This window comes from Sphingopyxis granuli (assembly GCF_001559015.1).
GTDB classification, from domain to species: Bacteria; Pseudomonadota; Alphaproteobacteria; order Sphingomonadales; family Sphingomonadaceae; genus Sphingopyxis; species Sphingopyxis granuli.
Genome location: NZ_CP012199.1, coordinates 4,349,618 through 4,366,792, shown reverse-complemented (window position 1 = coordinate 4,366,792; position 17,175 = coordinate 4,349,618). Strand labels below are relative to the sequence as shown.

Sequence of the window (17,175 nt, the reverse complement as noted above, 5' to 3'; positions counted from 1 at the left end):
GCGATATTCTCCCGCGGATCAGAATTCGAGGCGGAGGCCGGCCGACACGGTCCAGCGCTCGTAATCGTAAAGGGCGATGTTGCTCCAGTTGCGCGACCAGGTGGCGCGTGGCTGGAAGAAGAGGGCGTCGGTCAGCGCGACCTTGACCCCGGCGGTCAAATCGACCCGCTCATCCTTGCGGCGGGTCAGGAACAGCGCGTCGGGCTGGTCGTAGCGGCGCAGGTCGAAGGCGGCGCCGGCGACCAGCGCCACCCTGGCCGCGACGGGAAACTCGCCGCCGATGTTCGCGCCGGCGAACCAGTTCGATTCGGCGTCGCCCACCTGTCGGCGCGTCTCTTCCTTGCCGCCCGACACGCCCGCGGCGAGCGTGCGCGTCACATAGCCGACGCCGACGGCATAGCGGTCGGCGTCGCGCAGCGGCGCGCCGTCGTAATCGAACCGGTTCCACTGCGCCGACAGGGTCAGCGCGCGGCCGCCGGCGAGCGGTTTCGTATATTGGCCGATGACGCCGTAAGAGGTGCGGTAGCCGTCGTGGCCGAGCCAGAATTTCTGCACCTGCCCCGACAGCGAGACGACGTCGCGGTTGGCGAAGCTGTGGGCATAGCCCGCGGTGCCGGTCAGCGCCGCCTGGTCGAAGGCGCGGCTGTCGACATTGTCGCGCCAGTTGCCGAGCGCGCTGGCGAACAGCCGGTCCTGCCGCCCGATCGCGGTGACGCCCGATACGCCGCCCTGTATCTCGTAATATTCGTCGCCGCGCGCCACCGCGCCCGGCCCGAGCGTGCCGGGGCCGAGGAAGCTGAACAACGGGATGACGATGGTGGTCAGGTCGGTCGCGGCGTTGATATTGTCGTCATAGCCGGCGCGGACGTCGAGGAACCCCGACACGTCGGACCCGCCGCCCCCGATCTGCCGGTCGAACTGGCGAACGAAGCCGGTGAAGCGCTGGCGCACCGGATCGGGCAGGCTGGGATCGTCGACCACGGTCGCGAATTCCTGCCGCGCGGTGTCGATGTCGCCCGCCATCGCATAGGCGCGCGCCAGTTCGGCGCGCGCCGGCGCATTGCCGGGCTGCACCGCAAGGACGCGCTGCAGCGCGATCACCGCCTCGCCATAATGGCCCGCGTCGAGCGCGGCGATGCCGAGCCGATAGTCGAAATCGGGATCGCCGGCACGCCGGTCGGCTTCGGCGGCAAGTTCGGCATAGACGCCGGCGGCCGGGTTGGCGGGGGCGGCGGTTGGGGGCGTTTGGGCCGCGTGCGCCGGCTGCGCGGCCAGCGGCGCGAGCAGCGCCAGCCCGATCGGCGCGGCAAGGGTCAGGAATCTGTTCGGCATAGGGTGAATCCGTCCGGTCGTTGGGTCCGGCACGATCTAGGATTCGGGCGGGGGTCCTGTCCGGTGACGATGTTCGTCGCAATGATGACAAAGGCTGACAGGAGATGGGAAAACGGGGCTTGCGGGTCGCGGTCCGAAGGCGCAGGGCGGTTTCCTCTTCCTCCCGATGGCTGCCATGTCCGACCTGTCCTGCCGCCTTGCGACCTTCGACGATCTTGCCGCGATGCGCGGGGTGATGACCCGCGCGATCGACGAGTTGCAGCAGGGTTTCCTCGATCCCGCGCAGGTCGCCGCGAGCCATGCGATCATGGGGCTCGATCGGCAGCTCGTCGAGGACGGCACCTATTTCCTGGTCGAGATCGACGGATGCGTCGCCGGGTGCGGCGGCTGGAGCCGGCGCGCCACCCTCTATGGCAACGACGGAAGCGCGGGGCTGCGCGAACCGCGCCTGCTCGACCCGGCGCACGAGGCGGCGCGGGTACGCGCCATGTATACCCACCCCGATTTCGCGCGGCGCGGGGTCGGGCGCCATATCCTGGCGGCGGCGGAGACGGCGGCGGCCGCGGCGGGTTTCCGCGCGGCGGAACTGATGGCGACGATGGCGGGCGAGCCGCTCTATCGTGCCTGCGGCTATCGGGCGAAGGAGGCGGTGATCGACCGCGTCGGAAGCGTCGACATCCCGCTGCTGCGCATGGTCAAGCCGCTTAACCCCACGGCGCCCTGACGCCTTTCGCTGCGGCCTCCGATGCGCGTCGGAGCGCGTGAATCAAAACTGGTATCTTATGATCTGTCCTGTCCAGGTTGAGGCGGCCTGATAAGCTCCTTCCCTTCATGGGATGGGTCCGATTCAAGCCAGACAGGACAGAGTCTACCACGCCGTGTCCCCGCGAAGGCGGGGACCCAGAGCGATGTGACGCCGGCCCCGGCTCTTCGAAGCTCTGGGCTCGCGCCTGCGCGGGAGCACGCGGCTTTGCAAGCCAGGACGATCCGTCCTAGCGCGCCGATTCGCAGATCGTCTCCATCGCGACGAAGGTCGAGGTGCTCGCGACGTGCGGCAGGCTCGAAATCTTCTCGCCCAGCACGATGCGATAGCGGCGGATGTCGGGGGTGCGGACCTTGAGCAGATAGTCGAAGCCGCTTGCGATCATGTGGCATTCCTCGACCTCGGGAATCCGCCGCACCGCCGCGTTGAATTCGCGCAGCGCCTCCTCGCGCGTGTCGGAAAGCTTGACCTCGGCGAAGGCGACATGGTCGAGGCCGACCTTGGCGGGATCGACGATCGCCCGGAAACCGATGATCAACCCGCTGTCGACCAGGCGCCTGACCCGCTGCTGGCAGGGCGTCTTCGACAGGCCGACGCGCTGCGCGAGCTCGGTATAGGTGATGCGTCCGTCGCGCCCCAGGATCGCGATGATCTTGCGGTCGAACTCATCCAATTCCACTATGATGCCGTCTTTCTTCATCCATTTTGCCTAACTTCTGTCCATATTTTGGTCAAACCGTAAAATAATTGCTTCATATCAGGGCAGATCGACCAATGGCTTTCTGTTATGACGAGCCATGACCATCGCCCCCGACCGCGCGGCTCTTCGCGCCCTCGCTCGCCGTCCCGAAACCGAAATCGTCACCGATCTGCGGCGTGCGCTGGCGGATTCGCCCGCGACTGTCGAGGCGACGACGCGGCGTGGTCTCGCGCTGATTCGCAAGGCGAAGGCCGAGGGCGAGCGCGAGACGCTCGTCGCGCAGCTGATGAATCGCTACCGTCTTTCGACCGAGGAAGGCGTCGTGCTGATGTGCCTCGCCGAGGCGCTGCTGCGCGTTCCCGACAGCGCGACCGCCAATGCGCTGATTCGCGACAAGATCGCCGGACGCCGCTGGAACGAGGGCGAGGACGAGGACAGCCCGCTGATCGTCGCGCTGTCGGCGCGCGGCCTGTCGCTCGGTTCGGCGACGCTGATGCTCGACGCGCTCGGGAGCAAGGCGAACCCGCTGACCCTGCTCAAGGCGATGGTCAGGCGCTCGGGCGAACCGGTGATCCGGCAGGCAGCACTCGCTGCGATGAAACTGCTCGGCCAGCAGTTCGTGATGGGCCAGACGATCGATGCCGCGGTCAAGCGCGCCGACAAGGCGAAGACGGAGCTCGCGAGCTTCGACATGCTGGGCGAGGCGGCGCGCACCGCGGAGGACGCGCGGCGCTATTACGACAGCTATGCCGCGGCGATCGCGCGCATCGGCCGCGATGCCCGGCCGGGCGATCCTTTCGCCAACCACGGCATATCGATCAAGCTGTCGGCGCTCCATCCGCGCTACGAATATTTGCAGGGCGACCGCGTCCGCGACGAGCTGATCCCCAATGTCGTCGAACTCGCGCGCGCCGCGCGCGCGGTCAACATCCCGCTGATGATCGACGCCGAGGAAAGCGACCGGCTCGAACCGCATATGGACGTTTATGCCGCGCTGATCGACGCGGGGCTGGCCGACGACTGGGCCGGGCTCGGCATCGTCATCCAGGCCTATCAGCCGCGCGCGCCCGAAGTGATCCGCTGGGTCGCCGCCAAGGCGCGGGCGCGCGGCGTCAAGCTGTCGATGCGGCTCGTCAAGGGGGCCTATTGGGATACCGAGATCAAGCGCGCGCAGACGCTGGGCCTCGACGATTTCCCGGTGTTCACCGCGAAGAATCACACCGATCTCAATTATATGGTCTGCGCGCAGATATTGCGCGAATGCCAGGACTGCCTGTTCCCCGCCTTCGCCAGCCACAATGCGATGACGTTGGCCTTCGTCGCCGAACTGTTCGACGGCGCCGATTACGAATTGCAGCGCCTGCACGGCATGGGTGAGGGCGCGCACGACGCGATCCTCGCGCTGTCGCCGCCGCCGCGCCCGGTGCGCGTCTATGCGCCGGTGGGGACGCACCGCGACCTGCTCGCTTATCTCGTCCGCCGGCTGCTCGAAAACGGCGCCAACTCCAGCTTCGTGCACCAGTTCTCCGATCCTGAGGTGACCGCGGAAGACCTTGCGGTCGACCCGCGCGGCATCGCGAGCGTCCCGACGACCATCCCCACCGGGCTGCACCTGTTCGACCCGGCGCGGCGCAATTCGCGCGGCTACGACCTCGGCGATCCGGGGGTGCCCGAGGCGCTGATGGCCGCGATCGGCGCGGCGCGGCGTGGCGACCTGGTCGCCGCCCCGATCGTCGGCGGCGCGGCGCGGGAGGGCCGGCCCGAGCCGGTGCGCAATCCCGCGACCGGCGCGACCGTCGGCCAGGTGATCGAGGCCGATGCCGCGGCGGTCGACGTGGCGGTCGCGACGGCGCGCGCCGCGCAACGCGACTGGAGCCTCGCCGGCGGCGCCTTTCGCGCCGAGCGGCTCGAACGCGCCGCCGACCTGCTGGAGGAACGCGACGCCTTCTTCCTCGGCCTCGCGATGGACGAGGCGGGCAAGACGCTCGCCGACGCGATCGCCGAGGTGCGCGAGGCGACCGATTTCCTGCGCTATTACGCGGCGCAGGCGCGCGCCGATTTCGCCCATCCCGTCGCGCTCCCCGGCCCGACGGGCGAGCGCAACGAACTGATGCTCGAAGGCAAGGGCGTCTTTGCCTGCATCAGCCCGTGGAACTTCCCGCTTGCCATCTTCCTCGGCCAGGTGTCGGCGGCGCTCGCCGCGGGCAATGCGGTGCTCGCCAAGCCCGCCGAACAGACGCCGCTGATCGCGCACGCCGCGGTGGCCTTGCTGCTCGAAGCCGGCGTGCCGGGCGACGTGCTCCACTATCTGCCCGGACGCGGCGAGACGGTCGGCGCGGCGCTGACCGGGCACCCGGACCTGCTCGGCGTCGCCTTCACCGGGTCGACCGAGGTCGCGCGGATGATCAACCGCGGCCTCGCCGGGCGCGACGGCCCGATCGCGACGCTGATCGCCGAAACCGGCGGAGCCAACGCGATGATCGTCGATTCGACCGCGCTGCCCGAACAGGTGGCGCGCGACGCGGTGGCGTCGGCCTTCCAGTCGGCGGGGCAGCGCTGCTCGGCGCTGCGCCTGCTGTGCGTGCAGGAGGATGTGGCGGAAACGATGATCGCGATCGTCGCGGGCGCGATGGCCGAACTGAACGTCGGCGATCCGGCGATCCTCTCGACCGACGTCGGCCCGATCATCGATGCCGAGGCGCAGGCGAATATCGCCGCCTATGTCGCCGAGGCGCGCAGCGCCGGTCGCGTGATCGCCGAAGCCGCGCGGACGGTGCTGCCCGACGGCGGGACCTTCGTGCCGCCGGTGATGATCCAGCTCGATCATGTCACCGACCTCAAGCGCGAGATTTTCGGCCCCGTGCTGCATGTCGCGACGTGGAAGGGCGGCGAACTCGACGCGCTGATCGATGCGATCAACGCCTCGGGCTATGGCCTGACGCTCGGCATCCATACCCGCATCGACGCGGTCGCGGCGCATGTCGCGGCGCGCGCGCAGGTCGGCAACGTCTATGTCAACCGCAACCAGATCGGCGCGATCGTCGGCTCGCAGCCCTTCGGCGGCCGCGGTCTGTCGGGCACCGGCCCGAAAGCCGGCGGCCCGCACTATCTGCACCGTTTCGCGGAGGAAAAGTCGATCTCGACCGACATCACCGCCGCGGGCGGCAACGCGGCGTTGATGGCGGGATAATATACGGCGCTCCGGCGAAAGCTGGAGCCGCTATCGGCCTGCTACGACGCCAGCGATCCCGGCTTTCGCTGGGATGACGTGGCTGGTTAGACTCTGATGACTTTAGATTGACCCACTTCGTCATTGCGAGCGGAGCGAAGCAATCCAGAGCGGTTTGCGCACACTCTGGCTTGCCGCGTCGCTTCGCTCCTCGCAATGACGATTCCAACTCATGTCATCATGTTCTAGGCCCCCGGCACGCCCAGCATCTGCGCCTGCGCCTTGATCCGCGCCGCCGCCGCGGGGTTGGCGGCGACGCCGTCCTTCAGCGCCTGCGCCGCCTTCGCCGTCTCGCCCAGCGTCATGCGGCTGCGCATCAGCATGATCCAGCGGTCGACGTCGGACGGGTCGGCCTTCAGCTTCGCTTCGAGGCTGGCGACCATGCCCTCGATCATCGCGTCCTGCTGGCCCTTGGGAAGCTGCGAGGCGGCTTCCATGTCGGCGCGGCTGGGGCCGGGGATCGCGCGCGCGGCGACGGGCATCTCCTCGGCTTTCAGCGGACGCGCCTGCGTCGCGGCAAGGCGGGCGGCGACGTCGATCTTGTGGATCGCGCCGACCTGCTCGATCGTGCGGTGCAGGTCGGCCTCCCACGGCGCGCCCTGCGGCGTGTCGGCTAGCAGCGCGAACCAGGCGTCGATCGCGCCCCGGTGGTCGCCGGCCAGATCCTTTTTTACCGCCATGAAATAGCGCGCGCGCGGGTCCTGCGCATCGAGCGCGATCGCTTTTTCGAACGCCTCGAGCGCCGCGGGGGGCAGCGGGTCGCGCTTGCTCGAATAGGCGCGCGCCTCGCCGAGCGCCGACCACAACCCCGCCGATTTCGGCGCGAGGGCGACGGCCCGTTCATAGGCTTCGGCGGCCCCCGGATAATCCTCTAGGTCGAAGCGCGCCGCGCCGAGCGCGGTCCATGCCTCGGCGTCGCCCGGGTTGCTTCGGGTCCGCGCCTCGAGCGCGGCGAGGCGGTCGGATGGCGGTGCGTTGGTGACCATTCCCGCCGGGACGACGGCCGCGGACCGCGCATCGCGCCACAGCGCATAGCCGATGGCGCCCGCGAGCAGCAGGAAGGCGGCGATCAGGATCGCACGATTGGTGGCCGTCATCTTCTTGCTCTCGTCCATTTTTGCCCCTCGAAAATCCCGGCTGTGATCGCAGGCATATTGCCTTTGCCCGGCGATGGTGTAGCCTTTGAGGATCAAGGTCGGTCAACGATAAAATCGCAAAACAAGGGGTCGCACCGGATTTCCCGATTCGCAGGGGGCAGGTGCCATGGCAGTTTCAGACCACGTCGATCGATCGACGGTGACGGAGGACGACTCCGCGACCCGGCCGCTTGCGCGGCGCCGGTCCAGACCCTAGGGCACGAACGGGGCAACGGGGGATGGCGGGAATGAGGATGCACGCTGGCACGGGGCGCAGCGACCGGCCGTGGGCCGCGATGGCGGCCCTTGCGGCGCTGCTGCTCGCGCTGACGGCGGCGGCCCTGATCGCCGCGCCGCCCGCGCGGTCGCAGGGTGAAAGCGGCGGGCGCTTTCTGGGCGTCGCCTCCTGCGCGGGCTCGACCTGCCACGGCCGGATGGAAGGCGACGGCACCGTCGTTCGCCAGGACGAGCTGATGCGCTGGCAGGACCCCTCCACCCCCGGCGGCGCACACAGCCGCGCCTGGGCGGTGCTCGGCAATGGCCGCAGCCAGTTCATCGCGCGCAACCTCGGCATCGGCGATCCGGCGCGGGCGCCGATGTGCCTCGGCTGTCACAGCGACGCCGCCGTCAGCCGCGGCACCGCGCCGCTCGCCGACGGGGTGAGCTGCGAATCGTGCCACGGTCCGGCGGGCGGCTGGATCGCGAGCCATTATGCCGGCGTCGGCACCAACGCCAATCCGGGGGCGGAGATGCGCGAGAAGCATCTGGCGAATCTGCGTGCTGGCTTGCGCAAGCTGGAGGACCCGGTGGTGCGCGCGGGCGTGTGCGTCGATTGCCATTTCGGCGCGGCGGGCGAGGGGCAGTTCGTCACCCACCGCATCATGGCCGCGGGGCATCCGCGCATCGCGTTCGAACTCGACCTCTTTTCCTCGCTCCAGGCGCATCATCAGGAGGATGAGGATTATGGCTGGCGCAAGTTCGGGGCGCCGTCGGCGCGCACCGACCATGTCCAGATGTGGGCGGTGGGGCAGGCGACCGCGCTCGAACGCAGCCTCGCGCTATTCCAGTCGAAGCGCGGAACTGAAGGGATTTTCCCCGAATTCTTTTTCCTCGACTGCCACAGCTGCCACCGCCGCATCTACGACCAGGCGAAACCGGTGAAGACGAGCCTCGACAATCCGGGCCGCCCCGGCATTCCCGAGGGCATGCCGCCCTATAATGACGAGAATCTGATCATGCTGGCGGCGGCGGCGCGCGTCGCGGCGCCGGCGCTGGCCGACCAGCTCGCGGTGCGCAGCGCGGCGTTCCACCGGGCGATGGCGACCGACCGGCCGAGCGCCGTCGCCGCGGCGGCGCAGCTCGCGCAGACGGTCGCGGCGCTCAAGGGCGCCTTCGCCGCGCGCCGTTTCGCCGGCACCGATACGTTCACGATGGTCGACGCGATCGCCGCGAAGGCGGTCAGCGACCGCTTCACCGACTATGCGGGGTCGCAGCAGGCGGTGATGGGGGTCGACACGCTGCTCGGCGCGATGGTCTCTTCGGGGCGCGTCACGGTCGGCGCGGCGGCGGGCATCCGCAGCGACATCGACCGCGCCTATACCGCGGTCGCCGACCCCAACAGCTACAAGCCGTCCGAATTCCATGCGGCGCTGGGCCGCGCGGTGCAAGCGATCCGGGCGCTGCGGTGAGGGCGATGACGATCCGCGCGCGCCTGTTCCGCGCCTCCGCGCAGGCGGTCATGGCCTCGCTGCTGCTCGCTTCGTGCGGGGGTGGTGGCGGCAGTTCGACGCCGACCCCGTCGCCCGCTCCGACCCCGGCCCCCACGCCGACGCCGACCGGCGTCTATGTTCCGCCCGCCGCCGAAGCGCTGAGCGTCGCCGACGTGCAGACGATCCTCGCGCAGGCGATTGCAGAGGCACAGGCGCGCGGCCTGCCGTCGGTGATTGCGGTGACCGACCGCGTCGGCAATGTCCTGGGCGTCTTTCGCATGACCGGCGCGCGCGCGACCGCGACGACCTCGCCGGCGCCGAACGGCGACAGCATCGACGCGCAGAACGTCACCTTCCCCGCTGAAGGCGGCGCGATCGCCAAGGCGATCACCGGCGCCTATCTGTCGAGCGGCGGCAACGCCTTTTCGACCCGCACCGCGAGCCAGATCGTCCAGCAGCATTTCCCGCCCGCGCCGACCACCGTGGGGCTGGAAAGCGGGCCGCTGTTCGGGGTGCAGTTCAGCCAGTTGCCGTGCAGCGACCTGTCGGCGCGCTTCGGCGCGGCGGGCGGCGCGGCGCTGATCGGGCCGAAGCGCTCGCCGCTCGGCCTCGCCGCCGATCCGGGCGGCTTTCCGCTCTACAAGAATGGCGTGCTCGTCGGCGGCATCGGCGTGATGGGCGACGGCGTCTACGGCAGCGATCCCGACATCCTCGACATCGACGACGATGCCGAGGAGGCGATCGCGCTCGCCGGCACGCGCGGGTTCGAGGTGCCGGCCGGCATCCTTGCCGACCGGATCAGCATCGACGGCACGACCCTGCGCTTTTCCGACGCCAGCTATGCGGGGCTGAAGGCGGGCGGCGGCGCGAGCTTCGCGAGCCTGAACGGCACCGCCGGCAATCTCGTCGCGGTCATCGGCTATGCCGGCGCGGCGGTCGTCGCCGGGACCGCCTATGGCAGCGAGGCGTCGGGCATCCGACCATCGACCGGCGCCGAATTTTCGAACCGCGACGCGTTCGTGCTGTCGGACGGCAGCGGCGCTAACCGTTACCCGATCCGCGCCGGCACCGACGGCGCGACCAACGGCGCGCCGCTCACCGAGGCCGAGGTGCGCGCGGTGCTGGAAGAGGCGTTCGCGGTGATGAGCCGCGCGCGCGCGCAGATTCGCCGTCCGCTCGACAGCCGTGCACAGGTGTCGATCAGCGTCGTCGACACGCACGGCGCGCCGCTCGGCATCGTGCGCTCGCCCGACGCGCCGATCTTCGGCACCGACGTCAGCTTGCAGAAGGCGCGCACCGCCGCCTTCTTTTCCGGGGCGCAGGCGGGCGCGGAACTCAGCGCCAACGCCAGCGCCGACGTGCGCCAGTTCGTTCCCGCGCTACGCAGCTTCCTGAACGATCCGGCGGCGCTGACCGGCACCATCGCCTTCCCCGACCGCGCGAACGGCAATCTGTCGCGCCCCTATTTCCCCGATGGCGAGGTCGGGCGGCCGAACGGGCCGCTGTCGCGCCCGATCGCGCAGTTCAATCCCTTTTCCACCGGGCTCCAGTCGGCGCTGATCATCGGCAATCTCGGCCAGCACCTCGGCTTCGTGTCGGGGGCGAGCGCGACCGACACGCCGCAGCGCTGCACGACGCTGCCCGATGTCGCGCCGGGCATGAACCGTCTGCAGAACGGCATCCAGATCTTTCCGGGTTCGGTCCCCATCTATCGCGGCGACCGGCTCGTCGGGGCGATCGGGGTGTCGGGCGACGGCATCGACCAGGACGACATGATCAGCTTCCTCGGTGCGCACAACGGCGGCGCGCGCGCCGGCGGCATCGGCAATGCGCCCGCCGCGATGCGCGCCGACCGGGTCGTCGTGCGCCTCGCCGACGGCAAGACGGTGCGCCTGCGCTACATCGCCTGTCCGTTCGCGCCCTTCCTCGACACGGCGCAGCAGAATGTCTGCGACGGGCTGTAGGCGATGAGCGCGGGGGCAAGCCTTTGGCCGATCGTCGCCAGCCTGGCCGCACAGGGCGCGCCCGCCGGCGAGCCCCCCTCGGCCCCGCCCGCCGCCGCAGCGCCGCAAGCCGACGAACCGGTGCCGCCCCCGCCGCCGGTCGAGTGGAAGGAAATGCTCGACGACGATTTCGTCACCCGGATTCTCGACGGGCGTCGCCGGCCGGGGTATCGCCCCGACCTTCCCGAACGATCCAGCCAGGACAATGTCGGCGCGCTGCGGCCGCCGCCGCCGCAGGCCTTTCCGGGGATCGAGGATCAGCTTCCGATCCCCGACCGCTGGCGGCTGATCGAGACGCTGGGGGTGGTCAAGGAACGCTGGTTCGACCCCTATCACCAGAACACGCTGAAGGGCGACCGGCCGATCGACCGTGACAAGGTGAAGTGGCTGCCGATCCGGGGCGACGACTGGTTCTTCGTCGCCAACCTGATTTCGGACGCGGTAGTCGAACCGCGCACCTTCCCGATCCCGAACGGCATCCAGACGTCGGCGCGCCCGGGCAGCCTCGATGTGTTCGGCAAGAACCGCAGCGTCGTGCTGTCGCAGACGCTGATCGGCGGCTTCGCGCTGATCAAGGGCAACACCGCATTCAAGCCGCCCGACGTCGAATATCGCCTGACGCTCGCCTATAATGTCAACCATGTCGACGTGCCCGAACGGCGCGTGCTCGACGTGCGTCCGTCGCGGCCCAGCCATCGCACCGACGCGTTCCTGGGGGTGCAGGAAGCCTTCGTCGACAAGCATCTGGGCAACGACAGCGATCGCTACGACTTCCATTCGATTCGCGTCGGCATCCAGCCGTTCCAGAGCGATTTTCGCGGCTTCCTGTTCAACGACAGCCAGCTCGGCATCCGGCTGTTCGGCAACCGCGACAACAACCGCTTCCAATATAATCTCGCGGCCTTCTGGCGGCTGGAAAAGGATACCAACAGCGGCCTCAACGACGTCACCCAGACGCCGCGCGACGATTTCGTCCTCACCGCCAATCTCTATCGGCAGGATTTCCCGTTTGTCGGCCTGACCAGCCAGATCAGCGCGACGTGGAACATCAACCGCGAACGCGACGACATCCAGATCGACCATAACGGCTTTCCCGTGCGACCGGCGCTGCTCGGCGATCTGCGCGGGCGATCCTACGACGTCGTCTATTTGGGCTATGGCGCCGACGGGCGTATCGGGCGCCTCAACCTGACCGCCAGCCTCTATGCCGCGCTGGGACGGGATCGCAACAGCATCTTCACCAGCCGCCCGGCGCGGATTCGCGCGGGGTTTGGGGCGGCCGAGCTCAGCTACGATCAGGATTGGATGCGGTTCCGCCTCTCGGGCCTCTATGCGACCGGCGACGGCGATCCCTATGACGACGTCGAAGGCGGCTTCGACGCGATCTTCGAAAACCCGGTCTTCGCCGGCGCCGATACCAGCTACTGGATCCGCCAGACGATTCCGTTCGCGGGCGGCGGGCGCGCGATCTCGATCAACGGCCGCAACGGCATCCTCAATTCGCTGCGCTCGTCGAAGGAAGAGGGGCAGTCGAATTTCAACAACCCCGGCACGATCCTGGTCGGCGCGGGGGGCGATTTCGACCTGTCGCCCGAGATGCGGGTCAGCACCAATTTCAACCATCTGTGGTTCCAGGATACCGCGACGCTGCAGGTGCTGCGCAGCGAAGGGTCGATCCCGACCGACATCGGCTGGGACCTGTCGGTCGCCGGCATCTGGCGGCCCAGGGCGACGCAGAATATCGTCGGGCGTCTGAGCGCCGCGGTCCTGCTCCCCGGCAAGGGGTTCAGGGACCTGTTCGAAAATAAGGCGCGGGACGATGCCTATGTGTCGATCCTCGCCAATCTGGTGCTGAGTTTCTAGCCGATGATCCGCACGCTCCTCGCCCTCTTCGCCTTCGTGCTGACGATGCTCGCGGTCGGCCCGCATGCCGCGCGCGCGTCCGAGGGAGAAAAGCCGGTCAAGGTCGAGTATCGCTTTACCCCGCCCGCCCCGCGCGAACAGAGCGAGGCGGAGATGATTGCGAAGTCGGAGGGCTGCTACAGCTGCCACGTCCGCACCGACCGGCCGACGATGCACGCGAGCCCCGCGGTGCGGCTCGGCTGCACCGACTGCCACGGCGGCGACGCGGCTCAGGTCGGCGACCCGCGCCTTGGCTACGACGATCCGCGCAACCGGGCGGTGATGGCGCGCGCCCACCCGCAGCCGACGCTGCCGGGCGCGTGGGGCGACACCTCGGCGAACCCGAAGCGCAGCTACACGCTGCTCAACAAGGAGGCGCCCGAATTCATCCGCTTCGTCAACCCCAGCGACTATCGCGTCGCGCGCGAGGCGTGCGGCGCCTGCCATCAGGAGACGATCGAGGCGGCCGAGCGGTCGCTGATGGCGACGGCGGCGATGTTCTGGGCGGGCGGCGCCTACAACAACGGCATCCTGCCGTTCAAGAACTCGCTGTTCGGGGAAGCCTATACGCGCGAGGGCGTGGCGGCCTGCCTATTGTCGCCCTCTTCGCTGCTGACCGCTGAAGAGTATAAGGAGGCTTGCAAGCCGAACTTCGGCTTCGACAAGATATTGACCGACGCGGAAAAGAAGCGCGGCGCGCTCGCCAAAATCTATCCGCTGCCGCGCTGGAACGTCATGCCGCCCAGCGACGTGTTCCGCGTCTTCGAGCGCGGCGGGCGCAACGTCAGCACCCAGTTCGCCGAGGTCGGGCTACCCAACCCGACGGGGCAGATCCAGCGGCTCGAGGAGCCGGGGCGCCCCGACCTCAAACAGTCGAACCGCGGGCCGGGCACCGGGCTGCGCGTCGCGATCGCGGTGCTCAACATCCACAAGACGCGCCTCAACGACCCCTATATGTGGTTCATGGGCACAAACGACCAACCCGGCGACTACCGCCATTCGGGCTGCGCGGGGTGCCATGTCGTCTATGCCAACGACCGCGAGCCGCGGCACAGCCTGATCTATGCCCAATATGGCCGCGACGGAGAGAGTGCGACGATCGACCCGACGATCGCCGGCAAGAAGGCGAAGCCCGAAGGCGACGGCCATGATAGCGGCCACGGCGCGCTGATCGACCCGGCGGCCCCGGCGCGCGAGCGGGGCGAATCGGGGCATCCGCTGACCCACGCCTTCACGCGCGCGATCCCGACCTCGCAGTGCATGACCTGCCACATGCACCAGCCGAACATCTTCCTGAATTCCTATCTCGGCTACACGATGTGGGACTATGAATCGGACGCGCCGCAGTTGTGGCCCGGCCCGGACAATACCGCGCCGCGCCCGCCGGGGATGAGCGACGCCGACTATCAGCGCCTCTACAAGCAACAGCATTATCCGACCGCGGCCGAGGTGCACCGGACGCTCGAACGCAACCCGGAAGGGGCGGGACCGCGCGGGCTGTGGTCCGACGTCGAGTTCCTGCGCGACGTTTATGACGTCAACGACACGAACAGGGTGACGCAGTTCGCCGACTATCACGGCCACGGCTGGAACTTCCGCGGCGTCTTCAAGCGCGACCGCAACGGCAATCTGCTCGATGCCGAGGGCAATATGGCGACCTACGGCACCGACACGGCGCATATCGTCGACCCGAACGATCCCGAGAAATGGCGCAAGAACTGCGCGAGCTACAGCGATGCGAAGCAGCGCGACCTCTGCCTGGCGAGCGCCGATCTGGGCCGGCCGGGGGTCGAAGGCAAGTTCGTGCCCCCCGGCCTCAACCCCGGCAAGACGGTCCACATGATGGACATCCACGCCGAAAAGGGCATGCAGTGCGCCGACTGCCATTTCGCGCAGGATTCGCACGGCAACGGCTATATCCAGGGCGAGGTCGCCAATGCGATCGAGATCGGTTGCAAGGATTGCCACGGCACCGCCGACGCGCTGCCCAACCTGCTGACCTCGAATGTCGCGGCGCGGCCGCAGGGCACCAACCTTGCGCTGCTCCGCAACCCCGATGGCCGGCGCCGCTTCGAATTCCGCTATGACGACGACGGCGAGGTCACGGGCCTGATCCAGCGCTCGATCGTCGATCCGAAGCTCGAATGGCAGGTCAGCCTCGTCAAGCAGGCGGTGACGCCGGGGCCGCATTTCAACGCGAAGGCGGCGCGCGCCAAGCTGATGTCGCGGTCGGGCGCCGACGACGGCAGCTTCGCCTGGGGGCCGGGGGTGGCAAAGGCGGATCGCGCGCATGGCGACGACCGCATGACCTGTTTCACCTGCCACCTGTCGTGGACGACGAGCTGCGGCGGCTGCCACTTGCCGATCGAGGCGAACTGGAAGACCAGCTCGCACCATTTCGAAGGGGAGGAATCGCGGAACTTCGCCACCTACAACCCGCAGGTGGCGCGCGACGAGATGTTCCAGCTCGGCCGGCACCAGCTCACCAAGCCGGGCGAGCCCGACACCGACGGCAACCCGCGCGGTATCATCGCGCCGGTGCGCTCGTCGTCGGCGCTGATCCTGTCGTCGACCAACGTCAACCGCGAGCGCATCTATGTGCAGCAGCCGCCGATCTCGGCCGCGGGCTTCTCCAGCCAGGCCTTCGCGCCGCACTTCCCGCACACGGTCCGCCGCCAGGAAACCAAGCAATGCACCGACTGCCACCTGTCTGCGGCCGACGACAATAATGCGATCATGTCGCAGCTGCTGCTGATGGGCACCAATTTCGTCAACTTCGTCGGGCTCAACGTCTGGTCGGGGCTGGAGGACGGTTTCCAGGCGACGCGCGTCACCGAATGGGACGAGCCGCAGGCGGTGATCGGCAGCTATCTGCAGAAATACGCCTATCCCGACTATTGGCGCCTGCACGTCGAACGGAACGGGCGCGAACTGAAGAACTGGGTGCGCGGCAAGACCTTCGACAGCAAGGGGTCGGGCGAATCCCGCGCACTCGAGGAATTCCGCAATATCGTGCAGGGGACGAGCGGCCGGGTGAACTGCCTCCAGCAGCGCGGCGAATATATGTTCGTGGCAGAGGGCAAGGGCGGTTTCCGCGTCTATGACGTCGTCTCGATCGGCAACAAGGGCTTTTCCGAACGCATCACGCGCGCGCCCTTCTCGCCGCTCGGCCACGACACGCATGTGAAGACCCGCAATGCGACCTGCATGGCGATCGGCACCAACCAGCCGATCAGCATGGAACGCAACGATTTCATCCGGAAGCACTTCCCGCAGAATCACGAGCAGGCGCTGCACCCGCTCTATCGCTATGCGGTCGTCACCGACAGCGTCGAGGGGCTGATCCTCGTCGACATCGACACGCTGGCCGACGGCGAGTTCCGCAACAACAAGCTGTCGCGGGCGCTGACCTGGAACCCCGACAATCTGCTTGCAGGGGCGCGGCACGTGACGCTGGCGGGCGACCACGCCTATATCGCCGCCGACAGCGGGCTCGTCGTGGTCGACCTGTCGACGCCGCTCGAACCGAAGGTGACGGCGCGGCTGCCGCTGACCGGCGCGCGCGCCAGCGCGGCGCAGTTCCGCTATCTGTGGGTGAGCGATGCCGAGGGGGTGAAGCTGTTCGACATCACCCGCATGGACCGGCCGGTGCCGGTGCCCGAAGGGACGGTGCGGCTCGCCGATGCGCGCAAGCTCTATGTCGCGCGCACCTATCTGTATGTCGCGGCGAAGCAGGACGGGCTGGTGATCGTCGACGTGACGCGGCCTGCGGCGCCGGTCGCGTGGCCGGGGCTGACCTTCGGCGGCGCGATGAGCGATGCCGAGGACGTCATCGTCGGATCGACCAACGCCTCACTCTTCGCCTATGTCGCCGACGGGCGGAACGGCATCAAGGTGCTCCAGCTCACCAGCCCCGACAATCCGGGCCTCTACGGCTTCTCGCCGAAGCCGACGCCCGAGCTGATCGCGTGGGCGAAGACGCCGGCGCCCGCGCTCGCGCTGTCGAAGGGGCTCGACCGCGACCGCGCGGTCGATGAAAGCGGCGGTCAGATCGCGATCTTCGGCCGCATCGGCTCGCGCCCCTTCACCCGGCCCGAGATGGAGAAGCTGTTCCTCAACGGCAAGGGCCTGGTCTACAAGGTCAGCGACGCGGTCGACGAAGCGGGCTGGCGCCCGCCGCTGCGCTGGGGCGATTAGGGCCGGGGTCCGAGCTGGAGCGTCGAGCCCTATATCTGACTCACCCGATCGAAACGGCGCAGATTTAGAGCATGATGACATCGGTTGAGTTCGTCATTGCGAGCGGCGAAGCCGCGCGGCAATCCAGAGTCGCGTAAACCGCCCTGGATTGCTTCGCTCCGCTCGCAATGACGAAGCGGGTCAATCCAAAGTCATCGCTCTATA

Annotated in this window: 9 protein-coding genes; 6 read left to right on the top strand and 3 right to left on the bottom strand. The window is 68.5% G+C overall.

Going from position 1 to position 17,175, the window contains the following annotated elements:
• Window positions 1-18: 18 nt before the first annotated feature.
• Window positions 19-1,332, bottom strand: coding sequence for a tetratricopeptide repeat protein (locus tag SGRAN_RS19980; protein WP_067186373.1), 1,314 nt, complete (start codon window positions 1,330-1,332; stop codon window positions 19-21).
• 175 nt (window positions 1,333-1,507) lie between these two features.
• On the opposite strand from SGRAN_RS19980, the gene SGRAN_RS19975 reads away from it, so the two are divergent.
• Complete coding sequence (locus SGRAN_RS19975) at window positions 1,508-2,056, top strand: GNAT family N-acetyltransferase (RefSeq protein ID WP_067187201.1); 549 nt, start codon at window positions 1,508-1,510, stop codon at window positions 2,054-2,056.
• A gap of 268 nt (window positions 2,057-2,324) precedes the next feature.
• On the opposite strand, the gene SGRAN_RS19970 is transcribed toward SGRAN_RS19975, so the two are convergent.
• Window positions 2,325-2,795 carry an Lrp/AsnC family transcriptional regulator gene (locus tag SGRAN_RS19970; protein WP_067186371.1) on the bottom strand — a complete coding sequence of 157 codons (471 nt, stop codon included), beginning with the start codon at window positions 2,793-2,795 and terminating at the stop codon, window positions 2,325-2,327.
• A 97-nt stretch (window positions 2,796-2,892) separates the two neighbouring features.
• On the opposite strand from SGRAN_RS19970, the gene putA reads away from it, so the two are divergent.
• A complete protein-coding gene (gene putA, locus SGRAN_RS19965) occupies window positions 2,893-5,985 on the top strand; it encodes a bifunctional proline dehydrogenase/L-glutamate gamma-semialdehyde dehydrogenase PutA (protein ID WP_067186369.1) in 3,093 nt (1,030 codons plus the stop codon).
• Between the two features lie 224 nt (window positions 5,986-6,209).
• Here putA and SGRAN_RS19960 read toward each other — a convergent pair whose 3' ends face one another.
• Entirely contained in the window at window positions 6,210-7,121 is a 912-nt protein-coding gene (locus tag SGRAN_RS19960) for a tetratricopeptide repeat protein (protein ID WP_148650933.1), read from the bottom strand.
• 287 nt (window positions 7,122-7,408) lie between these two features.
• Between SGRAN_RS19960 and SGRAN_RS19955 the strand changes: the two genes are divergently transcribed.
• From SGRAN_RS19955 to SGRAN_RS19940, 4 genes are read left to right on the top strand one after another with little or no spacing between them, the layout of a single operon-like run.
• Entirely contained in the window at window positions 7,409-8,848 is a 1,440-nt protein-coding gene (locus SGRAN_RS19955; RefSeq protein ID WP_067186368.1) for a multiheme c-type cytochrome, read from the top strand.
• 5 nt (window positions 8,849-8,853) lie between these two features.
• Window positions 8,854-10,833, top strand: coding sequence for a heme-binding protein (locus SGRAN_RS19950; RefSeq protein ID WP_067186366.1), 1,980 nt, complete (start codon window positions 8,854-8,856; stop codon window positions 10,831-10,833).
• 3 nt (window positions 10,834-10,836) lie between these two features.
• A complete protein-coding gene (locus tag SGRAN_RS19945) occupies window positions 10,837-12,735 on the top strand; it encodes a hypothetical protein (RefSeq protein WP_076077310.1) in 1,899 nt (632 codons plus the stop codon).
• 3 nt (window positions 12,736-12,738) lie between these two features.
• On the top strand, window positions 12,739-16,971 hold the full coding sequence (locus SGRAN_RS19940) for a hypothetical protein (protein ID WP_067186364.1): 4,233 nt from the start codon (window positions 12,739-12,741) through the stop codon (window positions 16,969-16,971).
• The last annotated feature ends 204 nt before the right edge of the window (window positions 16,972-17,175 follow it).